Below are 17,600 nucleotides of genomic sequence, written 5' to 3' on the forward strand. Positions count from 1 at the left end.
ATGGACCTGGAGATCGTCGAGCTGGGACCGGACCAGCGGCCCGCCGTGGTGGAACTGTGCGGGCGGGCGCTGGACCTGCCCGAGGACGCGGCCGAGGCGCCGGCCATCGTGGACACGCTCTGGACGCGGGCCGCCGCCGACCGCCCGGTGATCGCGTGGGGCGCGTACCGCCAGGGGCGCCTCGTCGGCACCCTCGTCGGCTCCCTCGCCGCCGGCGACGGCGACGCCCGTGGGCACGTCGACCTGATCGCGGTGGCGCCGGACCAGCGGCGGCGGGGCGTCGGGCGCGCGCTGGTGGGGGTCGCCGAGGCGCGGCTCGCCGAGCTCGGCGCGGTGGAGGTGCTGCTCGCCGGCAATCCGCCGTACTACGCCTGGCCGGGCATCGACGTGCGCTACACCCCGGCCGTCTGCGCGGCGTCGGCGCTCGGCTACACCCGCGACCGTACGGCCTGGAACATGACCGCCGACCTGTCGTACGACGAAAGCCCCGCCCTGCGCGCGACGGGCCCGGCGGAGGAGCGGTTGGCCGCGCGGGGCGTCACGGTGCGGCGGGCGGAGCCGGGCGACCTGCCGGCGCTGACGGAGTTCGCCCGCGCCACCTTCGGCGGCGCCTGGGACGCCGAGCTGGCCGGCTCGGTGGGTCGGGAGGGGGCGGGCTGCCACCTGGCCGAACGCGACGGCGAGGTGCTCGGCTTCGCCGCGTACGGATCGTCGCGGCCGAGCTGGTTCGGCCCGATGGGCACCGCCCCGGCGGCGGAGGGCTCGGGGATCGGCGGGGTGCTGCTGCGCCGCTGCCTGCGCGATCAGCGGGCGGCGGGCGTGACGGCGGCGCAGATCGGCTGGGTCGGGCCGGTGCCGTTCTACTCGGGCAGCGCCGGCGCCCGGATCGAGCGGGTCTTCTTCCTGTACCGCAGGACGCTCGCCGGGTGACGCGGGAGGGCGAAGGGGACATCGACGCCGATAGCCCCATTCGCCCCCGTCGCTGATCGACGCCCCCTACCGTTTCGGTAGAGGAGGCAGCCATGACCACGGACGACGAACGCCCCGGCCCGTTGCCGTTCGACCGGCTCGACTACGGCGACGCCGAGCAGGAGGCCGAGATGACCGGCGCCGACGAGGCCGCCGACGAGCCGGTGGCCCTGGTCGACGAGCCGGTCCAGATCCCGCAGCCGTACGGCCGGGCGCAGAAGAGGCGCAACCAACGGCCGCTGCCGACCTGACGCGGAAAGGGGCGGACCGCTGACGCGGCCCGCCCCTTTCGGCGTTGTGGAACCGGACTCAGAAGTCCATCTCCCCGCCACCCGGACCAGCCGGGGCGGCCGGGGTCTTCTCCGGCTTGTCCGCCACGACGGCCTCGGTGGTGAGGAAGAGCGCCGCGATCGACGAGGCGTTCTGCAGCGCCGAGCGGGTCACCTTGGCCGGGTCGATGATGCCCGCGGCCAGCAGGTCGACGTACTCGCCGTTGGCGGCGTTGAGGCCGTGACCCGGGTCGAGGTTGCGGACGTGCTCGACGACCACGCCACCCTCGAGGCCGGCGTTGACGGCGATCTGCCGCAGCGGGGCGTCCAGCGCGATCTTGACGATCTGCGCGCCGGTCGCCTCGTCGCCGGTCAGGTCCAGCTTGTCGAAGGCGGTCTTGCCGGCCTGCACCAGCGCGACGCCACCACCCGGGACGATGCCCTCCTCGACGGCGGCCTTCGCGTTGCGGACGGCGTCCTCGATGCGGTGCTTGCGCTCCTTCAGCTCGACCTCGGTGGCCGCGCCGACCTTGATCACCGCGACGCCGCCGGCCAGCTTGGCCAGCCGCTCCTGCAGCTTCTCGCGGTCGTAGTCGGAGTCGCTCTTGTCGATCTCGGCCCGGATCTGGTTGACCCGGCCCTGGATCTGCTCGGCGTCACCGGCACCGTCGACGATGGTGGTCTCGTCCTTGGTCACCACGACCTTGCGGGCGCGGCCCAGCATGTCGAGGCCGACGGCGTCCAGCTTGAGGCCGACCTCCTCGCTGATGACCTGGCCACCGGTGAGGATGGCGATGTCGGCCAGCATGGCCTTGCGGCGGTCACCGAAGCCCGGCGCCTTGACGGCGACCGACTTGAAGGTGCCCCGGACCTTGTTGACGACCAGGGTGGCCAGGGCCTCGCCCTCGATGTCCTCGGCGATGATCAGCAGCGGCTTGCCCGACTGCATGACCTTCTCGAGGATCGGGAGCAGGTCCTTGACCGACGAGATCTTGCTGTTGACGATCAGGAGGTAGGGGTCGTCGAAGACGGCCTCCATGCGCTCCGGGTCGGTCATGAAGTAGGCCGAGATGTAGCCCTTGTCGAAGCGCATGCCCTCGGTGAGCTCCAGCTCCAGCCCGAAGGTGTTGCTCTCCTCGACGGTGATGACGCCTTCCTTGCCGACCTTGTCCATCGCCTCGGCGATGATCTCGCCGACGGTGCTGTCACCGGCGGAGATGGAGGCGGTGGAGGCGATCTGCTCCTTGGTCTCGACGTCCTTGGCGAGCTTGGACAGCTCCTCCGAGACGCTGGCCACGGCGGCCTCGATGCCCCGCTTCAGGGCCATCGGGTTGGCGCCGGCGGCCACGTTGCGCAGACCCTCGCGGACGAGGGCCTGGGCCAGGACGGTCGCCGTCGTCGTGCCGTCACCGGCCACGTCGTCGGTCTTCTTGGCGACCTCCTTGACCAGCTCGGCGCCGATCTTCTCGTAGGGGTCCTCGAGCTCGATCTCCTTGGCGATGCTCACACCATCGTTGGTGATGGTGGGGGCACCCCACTTCTTCTCCAGCACGACGTTGCGGCCCTTGGGGCCGAGGGTCACCTTCACGGCGTCGGCGAGCTGGTTCATGCCCCGCTCGAGGCCCCGGCGCGCCTCTTCGTCGAACGCGATCATCTTGGCCATACGGCGTTGTCCTCCTGGACACTCACGGGCCACCCGGAGTGTGTGTCCCGGATGGGCCGCCTGGTGTACGCACCTTGGGACGTCGCCACCTGGCGACGACGACGTCTCCTCGGCCGGGCCGGATAGCCCGCGACGACCGGCCATGTGCCGCACCGGCGTGTGGACGCCCGTGCGGCCGTGGCCCTACCGCCCCGACCATTGGCACTCACGGTATGCGAGTGCCAATGACTTGTTTAGCACTCTCCCCTGCCGAGTGCAAGCACGCCCGTCCCCGTCAGCCGAGTTCACCGGCCAGCCGCGCGCTGTCCACCGGACCCTCGTGGACGCGCTGCTCGGCGTACGTGACGACGAGCCCGACGAGCTGGGCGAGGTGCGCCGGCAGGGCCAGCACGCCGCTGACCAGCGTCACCACGAGCACGCCGACCGCCGTGCCCGCCGATTCCAGCGGCGTGGTGCCGAACGGCAGCGACCCGACGCCCTCGACCATGCCGGCCGCCCCGCTGCCGACGATCACGGCCGCCGCGACGAGCGCCACCCGACCGAGCAGCATCCCCAGCCGGTCGTGGAACATCCGGTACGAGCGGCCGATCGGGTGCTGGCGCTCGAAGAGGTAGACCGGGCCGGCCATGCTCAGCGCGAACGCGAAGTAGATGCCGGGGATGACGCAGAAACAGATCCCCAGCCCGATGATCAGGCTCATCACCATGGTCCAGCCCCACAGGCCGAGCGCCCGGCGCGCCCCGTACGCCAGCGCGGCGCCCAGACTCACCTGCTCACCGGCCGCCTGCCGGGTGACCACCCAGGTGCCGGCGGCCCAGCCGAGGCTCTGCACCAGGCCGAAGACGATGGCGCTGCCGAGCACCACGGAGAACAGGAGGCCCAGGTCGGCCAGGAAGGTGTCGGGCAGCGCGGCGGGGTCGCCGGCCGTCGACTCCTCCCACTTCGCCGTCGGGTCGAGGACCAGCGTGACCACCGAGACCACCACCGCCGGCAGCACCTGGGTGAACAGCAGGATGGGCAGCAGCAGTCGCCAGCCCCGGCGCACCGCACCGACGCACCGGTCGAACCAGCCGCTCACGCCGCCCCCGGGCGGGGTCACCAGCGGATCGGCCGGGTTGACGCCCGGCGGGTACCACCCGTGGCCCGGCTGCTGCCCCGGATAGGGGACCGGAGCCCCGGGATAGACGACCGGCGCACCCGGATACCACTGCTGCCCGCCGTACGGGCCGGCGCCGGCCGGGAACCCGCCGGTGGGCGGGAGGACCCAGCCCTGCGGCTGCTGCGCGCCCGTCGGACCCCCGGTGGGCGCGGAGCCCGGCATCCCGGTCGCCGGGGACGCGGCCCCGACCGGCGGGGGCGTGGGGGCGACCGGCCGGGACGTCTCGCCGACCGGAGCGGGGACGGCCGTCGCGCCGTCGGACGGAGGCGACGCGGGCGCTTCCCCGATCGCTGCTTCGCCGACCGGCGCTTCGCCGGCTGGCGCTCCCCCGGTTGCCGGAGGCGGCGTGGGCGCGGCCGATGCTTCCCCGGCTGCCGGAGGCTGCGTGGGCGCGACCGGTGCCTCCCCGGCCGTCGGAGGCGGCGTGGGCACGGTCGGCCCGTCGGCCGACGGCGGCGTGGGCGCGAACGGCGGCGGGGCGGTCGGATCGCCGGCCGGCCCCGGGGCGGGATCGGGGGTTCCCGGGGGCGGGGTGGCCTGGGGCGGCTGGTCGGACATGGACCCTCCTCAGCGACGGCTGGAACGGTCCACGATCTTCCCTGCCCGCGCGCCCCGGGAGTAGCCCGCCCCCGCGCATCCCAATCCGCGCATCCCAATCCGCGCATCCAGATCCGCGCATCCCGATCCACGCGTCGCCGGGCGGCCGGACGGCGTCGGGAAGCCGGACGGCGTCGGGCGTCCGGTCCGCGTCAGGCGGCCGGTCGGCGCCGGAAAGCCGGTCGGGCGTCGGGCTGCGGCCCACGCCACGACCGGCGGCGCTGTCGCGGTGGGACGGCCCGCCGCACCCGACCGACCGGCCCCGCGGCGGGCGGCGGGCGGCGGGCGGCGGGCGGCGGGTCAGGCGATGACGCGTACGCGCTCGGCCTGGGGCCCCTTCTGACCCTGGGCGATCTCGAACTCCACCCGCTGGCCGTCGTCCAGCGCCTTGTAGCCGTCCATCTCGATCGCGGAGAAGTGGACGAACACGTCCTGACCGCCGTCGACGGCGATGAAGCCGTAACCCTTCTCGGCGTTGAACCACTTCACGGTGCCCTGTGCCACGGTGCACTTCCTCACTCTGCGCGGCGTTCCACGACCCCGGAGCCCGGCGGACCGGCACCGGAGGACCACCGAATCGGCGATCGGCGAGGGCCGCTGAATCGGTGACCGAAATCGCACGCTACACGAGGCGTGACGGCGGCGCACGACCACAAATCGGGCATATTCCGATCCGACGACATCGGTGACCATCGTTGTGGTAGGCATGCGGCATGACGAGCACGTCGGGCGCGCCGGGTCGGGGGCCGGCAGACCTCCGGCGGGCCGGGCCCGGGCCGGTGGAGGTCCGGCGGATCCGCCCGGGCGACGCGGCCCGGATGCGCGCGCTGCGGCTGGAGATGCTGGCCGACGCGCCGCTGGCGTTCCTGGAGACCCTCGCCGACGCGGCGGCCCGGCCGCACGCCGACTACGCGGCCCGGATCGCGCACGTGTCGGCCGGCGCGGGCACCGCGCAGTTCGTGGCGGACCCGGGCGGCCGGCTGGTCGGGCACGCCGGCGGCACGGTGACCCCGGAGGAGCCCGGGCTGACCGTCGTCTACGCCGTCTACGTCACCCCGTCCTGGCGGGGCACCGGCCTGCTCGGCGAACTCGTCGAGGCGGTGGCCGCCTGGTCCCGGGCGTACGGCCGGCCCGAGCTGATGCTGGAGGTCGTGGTCGGCAACGACCGGGCCTACCGCGCCTACCGACGGCTGGGCTTCGTCGACACCGGGGTGCGCGTCCCGCACCCCACCGTCCCGGCGCTCACCGAGCTTCAGATGCGCCGCCCCGCCTGACCCTGCGGTCGCAGATTCACCCCAGACGGCACGCGACCCGCCGCGCCACGGCAACAAGTCCCGGGGATCGACGCACCAGAGGTGGGACGGAAGGGTTCCCGGGGCGAGCCCGCCCTAGGCGGGAAGCGAGCCCGCCCTTCGCGGGGAGCAAGCCCGCCCCACGCGGGGAGCGAGCCCACCCGCCCGGGGAGCGAGCCCACCCCGGGCGGGGCGGGCCGCCCCGGAACCCGACCAGAAGACTCAGACGTGCCGACGGGACTGCACGACGCGGAACCGGTTGGCCACGTAGGCGCCGTCGGTGAGCGCGGAGTTGGCCGCCGCGTTGGCGCCGCTGCCGTGGAAGTCCGAGAAGGCCGCCGACTGGTTCACGAAGACCCCGCCGGTCAGGTTGCAGGACAGGTGCACCCCGACCTCGATCGCCGCCGCCTCGGCCGCGTCGAGGACAGCCTCGTCGGTGGAGTAGACCGCCGCCGTGAGCGCGCCCTTCTCGCCGACGGTGGACCGCAGGATCTCCAGGCTGTGGGCGGTGGAGTCGGTGGCGATCGCGAACGAGATCGGCCCGAACCACTCCTTCGAGTAGGTCGCCGTGTCGTCGGCCGCCAGCTTGACCAGCGTCGGCGTGCGGACCACCGCGCCGGGGAAGGCCGGGTGCTCGACCGTACGCGACTCCAGCACCGCCTCGCCGACCTTGGTGACCTCGTCGAGGCGCTCCAGCACCCCGTCGTTGACGATGGCGCCGGTGAGCTCCACCCCGCGCGCCGGGTCGGCGGTGAGCTTGCCGACGGCGGCGGCGATCCCGCCGGCCACCTCGTCGAAGCTCTTGTGCCCCTGGTCGGTGGCGATGCCGTCGCGCGGGATCAGGATGTTCTGCGAGGTGGTGCACATCTGGCCGCTGTAGAGGGTCAGCGTGAAGCCCAGGTTGCGGCACAGGCCGGCGAAGTCGTCGGTGGAGTCGATCACCACCGTGTTCAGGCCAGCCTTCTCGGTGTAGACCGCCGCCTGCCGGGCGTTGGCCTCCAGCCAGTCGCCGTACTCGGTGGAGCCCGTGAAGTCGACGATCTTCACGGCCGGGTGCAGGGCCAGCGTGGAGGCGAGCTTCTCGCCCGGGGCCTCGGGGGCGAGCAGCACCAGGTTCGGGTCGAAGCCGGCCTCGGCGAGCACCTCCCGGGCGTACTTCACGGTGATCGCCAGCGGCAGCACGGCGCGCGGGTGCGGCTTGACCACGACGGGGTTGCCGGTGACCAGCGAGGCGAACAGACCCGGGTACGAGTTCCAGGTCGGGAACGTGTTGCAGCCGATCACCAGCGCGACGCCGCGGGGCACCACGTGGAAGGTCTTGGTCATCCGCAGCGGGTCGCCCTTGCCGGCCGGCTTCTCCCAGCCCGCCGTCCCCGGGTGCCGGGTCATCTCCGCGTACGCGTAGGCGACCGCCTCCAGCGCGCGGTCCAGCGCGTGCGCGCCGCCGGCCTGGAAGGCCATCACGAACGCCTGGCCGCTGGTGAACTGCACCGCGTTGGCCAACTCGAAGACGTGCTTGTGCAGCCGGTCCAGGATCTCCAGGCAGACGCCCGCACGGGCCTGCGGGCCGGCGTCGCGCCAGCCGGGCAGGGCGGCGGTCGCGGCGGCGACCAGTTCGTCGGCGCCGGCGTGCGGGTAGCGGACGTTCAGCTCGACGCCGAAGGGGCTGGACTCGGTGGCGACCCGGTCGCCGGCGCCGGGCTGGTCGAGGGGGAAGTCACCGCCGAGGTAGGCCTCGAAGGCGGCCTTGCCGTCGGCGGCGGCGGTCTCGCCGTAGACCCGGGGGCTGGGCGACTCGGGGTAGGCGGACCAGTACCCGCGCTCCGTGATGGCGGTCAGCGCCCGGGTGAGGGTGTCGGCGTGCCTGGCGTACAGGGGGTGCGGGGTCTCCGTCATGCCCGCCATCATGCAACAGGAAGCATCAGGATCAGTAGGGGCGTGTCACAACTCGGATCGTCGGCCGCCAGTCGGTCGGGCGTCGACGGGACGCCGGCGAGCCGCCCGTCGGTGCTGGTCGTCGGTGCTGGTCGTCGGCCGGCGGCGGGATCTACGTCTTCGTGCCGGCCGTCCCCGCCGGGCGCGTCGGGGAGCCCGTGGAGGGCGGGCGGGAAATCGGGGAGCCCGTGGAGGGTGGGCGGGAAAGACGAACGGGCCAGCGGATCAGCCGCTGGCCCGTTCGGACGTTGGTCGGGAGGGACGCTCGCACAACGCCTCCGGCGTTGGGTCGCAAGAACTCAAAGTCTCCGGCGAAACGCCCTCCCGCACGGAGCATCTTGCGCCGTCCGGTTCCTGCCGTCAAGTCCTTGTCGGCGCGTTTTCCGCACTCACAGCGAAAACCCAGTTACCCGACGAATCCCCGCGGCCCCCCCCCCCCCCCCCCCCCCCCCCCCCCCCCCCCCCCCCCCCCCCCCCCCCCCCCCCACCCCCACCCCCACCCCCACCCCACCCTCCCCGGCCCTCGCCCGCACCTGCCCGGCGATCTTGCACTTACTGCCCCGACATTTCGGGCTTTCAGCCCATGGCGAGGGCAGAAACTGCAAGATCGCGGGGGCGGGGCGGGGCGGGGGTGAGGGCGGGGGGCGGGGCGGGGCGGGGGGTGGAGGGGAGGGGGTTAGACGGTGGCGGTGGCTAGTTTGAGGCTGAAGCCGAGGAAGAGGGCGGCGACGCCGGTGGTGGCGCCGGCGGCGAGGCGGCGACGTCGACGGAACTGCGCCGCCAGGAACGTCCCGGCGAAGATCAGCGCGGTCAGGTAGAGCGCGCTGGTGACCTGGGCGATCAGCCCGAGCAGCAGGAACGACAGTGCCGGCCACGCGTAGCCCGGGTCGACGAACTGGATGAAGAACGAGACGAAGAAGAGGATCGCCTTCGGGTTGAGCAGGCTGATCACCAGCGCCTTGCGGAACGGGCTGCGCATCGCCGCCGGCTCCGCGGCGTCGATCAGCCGCGGTGTGGTCGGGTCGTTGCGGTCGCGCCAGCGCCGCCAGGCCCCGCGCAGCATCGTCAGGCCCACGTAGCCGAGGTACGCGGCGCCGGCGTACTTGATCACCAGGAAGAGCGGTGGGTACGCCTTGAGCAGCGACGCCACCCCGGCGGCGGAGAGGAACATCAGCACCCCGTCGCCGACGAAGACCCCGCCGGCGGCCCGGTAGCCGGCGGCGACGCCCCGCTGCGCGGCGGTGGAGAGCACGAAGAGGGAGTTGGGGCCCGGCAGCAGGATGATCGCCACGGTGCCCAGCACGTACGTCCAGATGTCGGTGATACCCAGCACGCCCGACATCATCGGGTCGCCGGTGCCGTCCGGCGAAGCCTTTCCCGCAGCGTGACCTGTGCCTTTGGCCACTCGTCGACGGTCATCGAATACTGCACGGTGTCCCGCCACGAGCCGTCCGGGCGGAGCCTGTGCATCCGCAGCACTCCCTCGCGGGTCGCGCCGAGGCGTTCGATGGCCCGCTGCGAGCGCTCGTTGCGGATGTCGGTGTGCCACACCACCCGCACCGCCCCCAGCTCGTCGAAGGCCCGCGTGAGCAGCAGCAGCTTCGCCTCGGTGTTGATCCCGGTGCGCCACCACGGCCGGCCGAGGAACGTGTACCCGATGGCCACCGACCGGCGTTCCGGGTCCACCTCGTAGTAGGAGGTGGTGCCGACCACGGCGCCGGTGACGGCGCAGCGCTGCACCCAGGGCACCCGCTCGCCGCGCAGGTGGGCGGCCAGGGCGGCGGCGACCACCTCGGCGGTGCCGGCGGGGTCGACCGGCGTGACGCTGCCCAGGTGCCGCCAGACCTCCGGGTCGGCGGTGGCCGCGTGCAGCTCGTCGGCGTGCGCGGGGTCGAGCGGCTCCAGCACCACGTGCCCGCCGCGCAGCGCCGCCGGGTCGAGCCACGGCGAGCGGGCCGGCCGCAGGTACGCCGGCACCGGCGCGGTCACCCCGACGTCCGGCTCGGGCAGCCCCCGGGTGAGTCGCAGCGGCACCACCCCGGCCCAGTGCGGCAGGGCGAGGTCGGCCTCCTCGTCGCGTACGCCGCCGGTGCGCGCGCGGACGGAGACCTCGCGCAGCGGCAGGGCCAGCACGGCGGTCTCGGCCAGCTCCTTGCGGCTCGGCGGCCGGCTGTCGCCGCTGCGTCCGGCGCCGACCTTCTCCACCAGGGCGGTGAGCACCCGCGCCTTCTCCTGCTCGTCGGTGACGAGGTGCGCGGTGCCGTGCGCGACCACCGACCGGTAGTTGGCGCTGTGGTGGAACTGCGAGCGGCCGTAGACGAGGCCGTCGAGCAGCGTCACCGCGACGCAGACCGGCAGTCCTTCGCCCCGGGCGGCGAGCAGCGGCCGGCTGCCGGTGGAGCCGTGCAGGTAGAGGGTGTCGTCGACGCGCACGTGCAGGGTGGGCAGCACCCGGGGCTCGCCGTCGACGGTGAACCCGAGCGCGCAGTCGTACGCCTCGTCGAGGACCGCGTGCGCGGCGGCCTCGTCGTAGCTCATCCGCTCCCGCGAGCGGCTGGCGGTGGTCCGTCCGGTGGGTGCGTACATGGCTCGACCTTTGTTCTAGTACAATCCCTGATTTGTGTCAGCACGCTATCAGGTCACCGGGACGACGGCCGTCGAGATTTCGGCCAGCATCGAGTCGGGCATCCGCTCCGCCGCCCTGCCCCCGGGCGCCCCCCTGCCGGCGGTGCGCGCGCTCGCCGCCCAGCTCGCGGTCAGCCCGGCCACCGTCGCCCGGGCCTATCAGGAACTGCGCCAGCGGGGTCTGGTGGTGACCGCCGGCCGGCACGGCACCCGGGTCCGCCCCCGCCCGCCGGTGGCGGCCCGCCGCTCCGCGCTGCGCCCACCGCCCGCCCCCGGCCTGCGCGACCTCTCCCTGGGCGAGCCGGACGCGCGGCTGCTGCCGCCGCTGGGCGCGCACCTGGCGGGCCTCGCCGCCGACGCCGGGCCGCCCGTCGGGTACTCCGCCGCCGGGGTGCTGCCCGAGCTGGCCGCGGCCGCCCGGGACCGGCTGGCCGCCGACGGCGTGCCGGCGGCGGAGCTGACCCTCACCGGCGGCGCGCTGGACGGCATCGAGCGCCTGCTCGGCGCCCACCTGCGCCCCGGCGACGCGGTCGCGGTCGAGGATCCGGGCTGGGCCAACCTGCTCGACCTGGTCGCCGCGCTGGGGCTGCGGCCGATCGGCGTGCCGGTCGACGACGACGGCCCGCTCGTCGGCGGCGTCGGGGCCGCCCTCGCCGCCGGCGCACGGGCGCTGATCGTGACCAGCCGGGCGCAGAACCCCACCGGGGCGGCCGTCTCCGCCGGCCGGGCCGAGGAGTTGCGCGCGCTGCTCGCCGGCCGGTCCGACCTGCTGCTGATCGAGGACGACCACGCCGCCGAGCTGGCCCGCGTACCGCTGCACCCGCTTGCCGGGGCGACCCCGACGTGGGCCTTCGTCCGCTCGGTGAGCAAGCCCCTCGGGCCGGACCTGCGCCTGGCCGTGCTGGTCGGGGACGAGACCACGGTGGCCCGGGTGGCCGGCCGGGCCCGGGTCGGCGCCGGCTGGGTCTCCACCGTGCTGCAACGGCTGGTCCTGTCGCTGTGGCGCGACCCCGCCGCGGCCCGGCTGGTGGACGACGCGGCCACGAGCTACGAGCTGCGGCGCGCGGCCCTGCTCGACGCGCTCGCCGGCCACGGCGTCGCCGCCCACGGGCGCAGCGGCATCAACGTCTGGCTGCCGGTCGCCGACGAGACCAGCGCGCTGACCGCGCTGCGCGACGCCGGCTGGGCGGTCGCCCCGGGCACGCTCTACCGGATCGCCGGCCCGCCGGGGCTGCGGATCACCGTCAGCCCGCTCGACGAGGCGGAGATCCCGGCGCTGGCCCGGGCGGTGGCCCGGGCGGTCCGGCCCGCCCCGCCGGGCGGCTTCACCGCGTGAGGCGGCCGGCCCGCGCCGGCCTGCTGGAACTGGCCCCGGGGCGGCGGGCCGCCGCTCGCCTGCGGTCGCCGACCTCGCCGCCGGGGGCGGGGCGTCGCGGCGGGTCCCCGCGCGTGACCGGCGGCGGGCGGGGTAGAACAGTCGCCATGGCCGAGCAGACCGAGACCGCGCCGGGCGCGCAGCAGTTCATCCCGCCGCAGGCCGACACCCTCGACGACCTGCGCGCCGCCGCCGGCGGCTGCCGGGGCTGCGAGCTCTACCGGGACGCGTCGCAGACCGTGTTCGGCCGGGGCGACGCCGACGCCCGGGTGGTCTTCGTCGGCGAGCAGCCCGGCGACATGGAGGACCAGAAGGGCCTGCCGTTCGTCGGCCCCGCCGGCCGGCTGCTGCGCAGGGCGGTCGACGACGCCGGGCTCGTCCCGCGACACATCTACCTGACGAACGCCGTGAAGCACTTCAGGTTCGAGCTGCGCGGCAGGCGGCGCATCCACCAGACGCCGGACCGGGTGCACGTCACCGCCTGCCGGCCCTGGCTGGTGGCCGAGTTCGCCCAGTTGCGCCCGGAGGTCGTGGTGGTGCTCGGCGCGACCGCGGCCAAGGCCCTGCTCGGCCCGGCGTTCCGGGTCACCCGGCAGCGCGGCGAGCTGCTGCCCTGGCCGGCGTCGGCCCAGCACCCGGAGGACTTCCAGCGGGTGCCGGTGGACGCGAAGGGCACCGTCGCCGACGCGCCGCCGGCCCGGCTGCTGGCCACCATCCACCCGTCCGCCGTGCTCCGCGCCGACAACCAGGACCAGGCGTACGAGGGGCTGGTCGCCGACCTCACCGTGGCCGCCCGCGCCCTCGACGGTGGCGGTCGCCGATCGTGATCTCGCCGCAGCCGTCCCCGGGGTGGCGGGCCGGCCGTCGGGCCCCTGGGCAGGACGGGTGGGCGGTGCCACACTGGCCGCCATGGAGCAGCATCTCTACGAGCGCGACCACGAGGACTTCCGCGCGCTGTGCCGGGAGTTCCTGAGCCGGGAGGCCGTGCCCCACCACGAGCGCTGGGAGGCCGACGGCATCGTCGACCGCGAGGTGTGGCGCCGGGCCGGGGCGGCCGGCCTGCTGGGCATGGACGTCGACCCGGAGCACGGCGGCGGCGGTCAGCGGGACTTCCGGTTCAACGCGGTGCTGGACGAGGAGATCGTCGCGGCCGGCTGCACCGGGCTCGGCTTCGGCCTGCACAACGACGTGGTGGCGCCGTACCTGACCGAGCTGACCACCGAGGAGCAGCGCAAGCGCTGGTTGCCCGGGTTCTGCTCCGGCGACCTGGTCACGGCGATCGCGATGAGCGAGCCCGGCGCCGGCTCCGACCTGGCCGGCATCCGTACGAGCGCGGTCCGCGACGGCGACAGCTGGGTGCTCGACGGCCAGAAGACCTTCATCACCAACGGGGAGCTGGCCGACCTGGTGCTCGTGGTCGTGCGTACGGCGCCGGACCGGGGCGCGCACGGGGTGAGCCTGGTGGCGGTGGAGGCCGGCACCCCCGGCTTCTCCCGGGGCCGGCGGCTGGCCAAGGTCGGCCTGAGGGCCAACGACACCGCCGAGCTGTTCTTCGCCGACTGCCGGGTGCCGGCGGAGAACCTCGTCGGCACCGAGAACCACGGCTTCTACCACCTGATGGCCAACCTGCCCAGGGAGCGGCTCAGCATCGCGGTCGCCGCGGTGGCCGCCTGCGAGCGGCTGCTCGCGCTCACCCTCGACCACGCCCGCACCAGGGAGGCGTTCGGGCGCCCGATCGGGGCGTTCCAGCACAACCGCTTCCTCCTGGCCGAGCTGGACACCGAGGTCACCATCGCGCGCACGTTCGTCAACCACTGCGTCGCCGAGTACAACGCCGGCCGGCTCTCGGTCACCGACGCCGCCAAGGCGAAGTGGTGGACCACCGAGCTGCAGAACCGGGTCGCCGACCGCTGCGTGCAGCTGCACGGCGGCTACGGCTACATGTTGGAGTACCCGGTGGCGAAGGCGTGGCTGGACGGGCGGGTGCAGACGATCTACGGCGGCACCACCGAGATCATGAAGGAGATCATCGGCCGCGGCCTCGGCCTGTAGCGCACCGGCTGCGGGGCGGCCGAGCCGGTGCGCAAGGATGGAACGGGCACCCGCCCCTTACCCACCGAGGAGCCGCCGATGGCCACCGACCTGGCCGCGCCGCTGACCGCGCCCGACGTCGCGCCGATCCAGCGGCGCACCCTGCGGCTGCTCTTCGTCACCCAGATCGTGGGCGGGATCGGCGTGACGGTCGGGGTCGCCGTCGGGGCGCTGCTCGCCGCCGACATCGCCGGCACCGCCATGGCCGGCCTGGTCAGCAGCGCCGCCGTCGTGGGCGGCGCGCTGCTCGCCGTACCGGTCACCCGGATCATGAACGGCCACGGTCGGCGGCCCGGCCTGGTGGTGGCCTACCTCGCCGGCGCGGTCGGGGGCGCTCTGGTGGTCCTGGCCGCCGTCACCCGCTGGGTCCCGCTGCTCTTCCTCGGCATGCTCCTCTTCGGCGGCGGCAGCGCGGCCAACCTCCAGGCCCGCTACACCGCGGTGGACCTCGCCGAGCCGGCGCGCCGGGGCCGTCAGCTCTCGCTGATCGTCTGGGCCACCACCATCGGCGCGGTCGCCGCCCCGAACTTCGCCTCCCTCGCGGACCGCACCACCAGCGGCTGGGGCCTGCCGACGCTGGCCGGTCCGTTCGCGTTCAGCGCCGTCGCGCTGGCGCTGGCCGCCGCGGTGATCCTGGCGCTGCTGCGGCCGGACCCGCTGCTCACCGCGCGCCGGCTGGCGGCGGTCGTCGCCCCGCCGGCCGCGCCGCCCCCGGATGCCGCCGCCGCTCCGCCGGACGCCCTCGCGGCCGCTCTGCCGGACGCCGCCGCTCTGCCGGCCGCCGCTCCCGCCGCCGCTCCGCCGGACGCCGTCGCCTCGCCGCCGGCCGCCGTCGCCGCGCCGGCGCCGACCGGCCGGCGCGGCGCGGGCATGCGGGCCGCCTGGTCGGTGGTACGCGCGCGCCCGGCCGCCCGGCTGGGCATCGCGGCGGTGGCGGTCGGGCACCTGGTGATGGTCGCGGTGATGGTGATGACCCCGGTACGCCTGCACGAGTGGCACGCCGACGCCGACGTGCTGCGGGTGGTCGGCCTCGTGCTGAGCCTGCACATCGCCGGCATGTACGCCCTCGCCCCGGTGGCCGGCTGGCTCACCGACCGGTTCGGCCGCCGGGCGGTGATCCTCGGCGGCGTCGGGGTGCTGCTGGTGGCGTGCGCGGTCGCCGGCACCGCCGGGCACCACACGGCCCGCCTCTCGGTCGGGCTGTTCCTGCTCGGCCTGGGCTGGTCCGGGACCATGGTGGCCGGTTCCACCCTGCTGTCGGAGTCGGTGCCGGTCGGGATCCGGCCGAGCGTGCAGGGGTTGTCCGACCTGACCATGGGGTTGGCGGGCGCCGGCGCGGGGGCGCTCAGCGGGTTTGTCATGGAGGTTGCGGGTTATCCGGTGCTCGCACTGCTCGCGGCGGTCGCGGCGGTGCCCCTGGTGGCGCTAGCGTTGCGGCCGGTGCCGGCGGGCGCACCGGACGAGGAGGACTGATCACGTGCGGCTGACCGACTTCTGGTCCCGGCTGGAGGAGGCGTTCGGCTCGGCCTACGCGGCCAGCATCGCCCGCGACCAGGTGCTCTCCCAGCTCGGCGGGCGCACCGTCGAGCAGGCGCTGGCCTCGGGTGAGCAGGCGCACGTCGTGTGGCGGGCGGTCTGCGCCGCCTACCCCGACAGAGTGCCCGCTCGGCTACGCTGAGCAGCCGGTTCGTGGCTTCCGCGTGTCGCTTGCCGACTCGTACACCTGTTCGGCTATTGTCCACAGCGGGGTGCTCGTCCACAGCTCGCGGCCGGTCGGCTGGTTTTCTGTCGGACCCAGCGCCTAGCGTGTCCGCGTGACGCGAAGCTCAGGAAAGACGCCGGCGAAGGCAGGGGTGGCAAACATGGCCGCAGGGCCCGACCGGGAGAAGGCACTCGACCTTGCTCTCGCTCAGATCGACAAGCAGTTCGGCAAGGGTTCGGTGATGCGGCTGGGAGAGCGGCCGGTCATCCAGACCTCGGTGATCCCGACGGGCTCCATCGCGCTCGACGTGGCGCTCGGCGTGGGCGGTCTGCCCCGGGGCCGGGTCGTCGAGATCTACGGTCCGGAGTCCAGCGGTAAGACCACGGTGGCCCTGCACGCGGTGGCCAACGCCCAGCGGGCCGGCGGCATCGCCGCCTTCGTCGACGCCGAGCACGCGCTCGACCCGGAATACGCGAAGGCCCTCGGCGTCGACACCGACGCCCTGCTGGTCTCCCAGCCGGACACCGGCGAGCAGGCGCTGGAGATCGCCGACATGCTGGTCCGCTCCGGCGCGATCGACATCATCGTCATCGACTCGGTGGCCGCCCTGGTGCCCCGCGCCGAGATCGAGGGCGAGATGGGCGACAGCCACGTGGGTCTCCAGGCCCGGCTGATGAGCCAGGCGCTGCGGAAGATCACCGGTGTGCTCAACAACACCGGCACCACGGCGATCTTCATCAACCAGCTCCGCGAGAAGATCGGCGTGATGTTCGGCAGCCCCGAGACCACCACGGGTGGCCGGGCGCTGAAGTTCTACGCCTCGGTCCGGCTCGACGTGCGCCGCATCGAGAGCCTCAAGGACGGCACCGACGTGGTCGGTAACCGCACCCGGGTCAAGGTCGTGAAGAACAAGGTCGCCGCGCCGTTCAAGCAGGCCGAGTTCGACATCATGTACGGCAAGGGCATCTCCCGCGAGGGCTCGCTGATCGACGTCGGTGTCGAGCAGGCGATCATCCGCAAGTCCGGCGCGTGGTACACCTACGACGGCGACCAGCTGGGCCAGGGCAAGGAGAAGGCGCGCGAGTTCCTCCGGGAGAACCCGGACGTGGCCGCCGAGATCGAGAAGAAGATCCTGGAGAAGCTCGGCGTCGGGGTCGGCGCGGGCGACGCCGCCGGCGGCCCGGAGCTGCCGCCGGTCGACTTCTGACCGGTCGCTGACCCGTGGCAGGACGACGCGCCCGCACGGGGCGGGGCTGGGACGCCAGTCCGTCCCGCGCGGGCGACGACACCGCGGCGCCCCGGGCCCGTCGGGGCCGCCGTGGTCACACCGGAGAACCCGACCCGGAGGCGCCGCCCGCGGCCCCGCGTGACGAGGGCGAGCTGGCCCGGGAGATCTGTCTGCGCCAGCTCGCCGTCCGGCCGCGCACCCGCGCCGAGCTGGCCGGGGCGCTGGCCAGGCGGGGGATCTCCGAGGAGGTCTCGGCGGAGGTGCTCGACCGCTACGACGAGGTCGGCATCATCGACGACGCCGCCTTCGCGCGGGCCTGGGTGTCCAGCCGGCACACCGGCCGGGGCCTGGCCCGTCGGGCGCTCGCCAACGAGCTGCGCCAGCGCGGCGTCGACGGCGAGGTCGCCAGCGAGGCCCTCGGTGAGCTCGACGAGGAGACCGAGGCCGAGACCGCCCGCGCCCTGGTCGAGCGGAAGCTGCGCACCGCCCGGGGCGAGCCGGACGCGGTCTTCCGGCGCCTGGTGGCCATGCTCGCCCGCAAGGGCTATCCGCCCGGCGTGGCGATCCGGGCGGTGAAGGACGCGCTGGCCGCCCAGAGCGCCGAGGCGGCCGAGTTCGCCGAGCAGATCGACGCCGACGCGCTCGCCGACGCCGAGGGCGAGCTCGACCGCGACAGTCGTGTCGCCGGGTGATCA

The 17,600-nt window shown here is 74.5% G+C and carries 16 protein-coding genes; 10 read left to right on the plus strand and 6 right to left on the minus strand.

The annotated features are described in order from the left end of the window. Positions 1-930 carry a GNAT family N-acetyltransferase gene (locus tag ACWENR_RS01995; protein ID WP_452275203.1) on the plus strand — a complete coding sequence of 310 codons (930 nt, stop codon included), beginning with the start codon at positions 1-3 and terminating at the stop codon, positions 928-930. A 92-nt stretch (positions 931-1,022) separates the two neighbouring features. Further along, positions 1,023-1,220, plus strand: a complete 198-nt coding sequence (locus ACWENR_RS02000; protein ID WP_452275204.1) for a hypothetical protein — start codon at positions 1,023-1,025, stop codon at positions 1,218-1,220. Between the two features lie 58 nt (positions 1,221-1,278). On the opposite strand, the gene groL is transcribed toward ACWENR_RS02000, so the two are convergent. From groL to ACWENR_RS02015, 3 genes are all read right to left on the minus strand, one after another. Continuing rightward, the gene (gene groL, locus ACWENR_RS02005; RefSeq protein WP_452275205.1) at positions 1,279-2,901 is read right to left on the minus strand and encodes a chaperonin GroEL; all 1,623 of its coding nucleotides are present in this window, start codon (positions 2,899-2,901) and stop codon (positions 1,279-1,281) included. A 274-nt stretch (positions 2,902-3,175) separates the two neighbouring features. Beyond that, complete coding sequence (locus tag ACWENR_RS02010) at positions 3,176-4,222, minus strand: hypothetical protein (RefSeq protein WP_452275206.1); 1,047 nt, start codon at positions 4,220-4,222, stop codon at positions 3,176-3,178. 735 nt (positions 4,223-4,957) lie between these two features. Continuing rightward, a complete protein-coding gene (locus ACWENR_RS02015) occupies positions 4,958-5,161 on the minus strand; it encodes a cold-shock protein (RefSeq protein ID WP_013288855.1) in 204 nt (67 codons plus the stop codon). 209 nt (positions 5,162-5,370) lie between these two features. Between ACWENR_RS02015 and ACWENR_RS02020 the strand changes: the two genes are divergently transcribed. Next, positions 5,371-5,931, plus strand: coding sequence for an N-acetyltransferase family protein (locus ACWENR_RS02020; RefSeq protein WP_452275207.1), 561 nt, complete (start codon positions 5,371-5,373; stop codon positions 5,929-5,931). A gap of 240 nt (positions 5,932-6,171) precedes the next feature. On the opposite strand, the gene paaN is transcribed toward ACWENR_RS02020, so the two are convergent. The 3 genes from paaN to ACWENR_RS02035 all read right to left on the minus strand — a co-directional run bounded on the left by paaN (position 6,172) and on the right by ACWENR_RS02035 (position 10,470). Then, positions 6,172-7,845, minus strand: coding sequence for a phenylacetic acid degradation protein PaaN (gene paaN, locus ACWENR_RS02025; RefSeq protein ID WP_452275208.1), 1,674 nt, complete (start codon positions 7,843-7,845; stop codon positions 6,172-6,174). A 715-nt stretch (positions 7,846-8,560) separates the two neighbouring features. After that, on the minus strand, positions 8,561-9,229 hold the full coding sequence (gene leuE, locus ACWENR_RS02030; protein WP_452275209.1) for a leucine efflux protein LeuE: 669 nt from the start codon (positions 9,227-9,229) through the stop codon (positions 8,561-8,563). After that, positions 9,226-10,470: a bifunctional pyridoxamine 5'-phosphate oxidase family protein/GNAT family N-acetyltransferase gene (locus ACWENR_RS02035; protein WP_452275210.1), complete on the minus strand. Its 1,245-nt coding sequence runs from the start codon at positions 10,468-10,470 to the stop codon at positions 9,226-9,228. Before ACWENR_RS02035 ends, leuE begins: the two co-directional genes overlap by 4 nt. Before the next feature lie 34 nt (positions 10,471-10,504). Between ACWENR_RS02035 and ACWENR_RS02040 the strand changes: the two genes are divergently transcribed. The 7 genes from ACWENR_RS02040 to ACWENR_RS02070 all read left to right on the plus strand — a co-directional run bounded on the left by ACWENR_RS02040 (position 10,505) and on the right by ACWENR_RS02070 (position 17,597). After that, positions 10,505-11,845, plus strand: coding sequence for an aminotransferase class I/II-fold pyridoxal phosphate-dependent enzyme (locus ACWENR_RS02040; RefSeq protein ID WP_452275211.1), 1,341 nt, complete (start codon positions 10,505-10,507; stop codon positions 11,843-11,845). A gap of 146 nt (positions 11,846-11,991) precedes the next feature. Further along, positions 11,992-12,711 carry a UdgX family uracil-DNA binding protein gene (locus tag ACWENR_RS02045; protein WP_452275212.1) on the plus strand — a complete coding sequence of 240 codons (720 nt, stop codon included), beginning with the start codon at positions 11,992-11,994 and terminating at the stop codon, positions 12,709-12,711. A gap of 82 nt (positions 12,712-12,793) precedes the next feature. Continuing rightward, positions 12,794-13,936, plus strand: coding sequence for an acyl-CoA dehydrogenase family protein (locus ACWENR_RS02050; RefSeq protein WP_452275213.1), 1,143 nt, complete (start codon positions 12,794-12,796; stop codon positions 13,934-13,936). Positions 13,937-14,014: 78 nt separating this feature from the next. Next, positions 14,015-15,448 carry an MFS transporter gene (locus ACWENR_RS02055; RefSeq protein WP_452275214.1) on the plus strand — a complete coding sequence of 478 codons (1,434 nt, stop codon included), beginning with the start codon at positions 14,015-14,017 and terminating at the stop codon, positions 15,446-15,448. Between the two features lie 4 nt (positions 15,449-15,452). Further along, entirely contained in the window at positions 15,453-15,653 is a 201-nt protein-coding gene (locus ACWENR_RS02060; protein WP_091096555.1) for a DUF3046 domain-containing protein, read from the plus strand. Positions 15,654-15,837: 184 nt separating this feature from the next. Beyond that, the gene (gene recA / locus ACWENR_RS02065; RefSeq protein ID WP_132342456.1) at positions 15,838-16,884 is read left to right on the plus strand and encodes a recombinase RecA; all 1,047 of its coding nucleotides are present in this window, start codon (positions 15,838-15,840) and stop codon (positions 16,882-16,884) included. 14 nt (positions 16,885-16,898) lie between these two features. Next, positions 16,899-17,597, plus strand: a complete 699-nt coding sequence (locus tag ACWENR_RS02070; protein ID WP_452275215.1) for a regulatory protein RecX — start codon at positions 16,899-16,901, stop codon at positions 17,595-17,597. Positions 17,598-17,600: the final 3 nt, after the last annotated feature.

Source organism: Micromonospora sp. NPDC004336 (assembly GCF_053602615.1).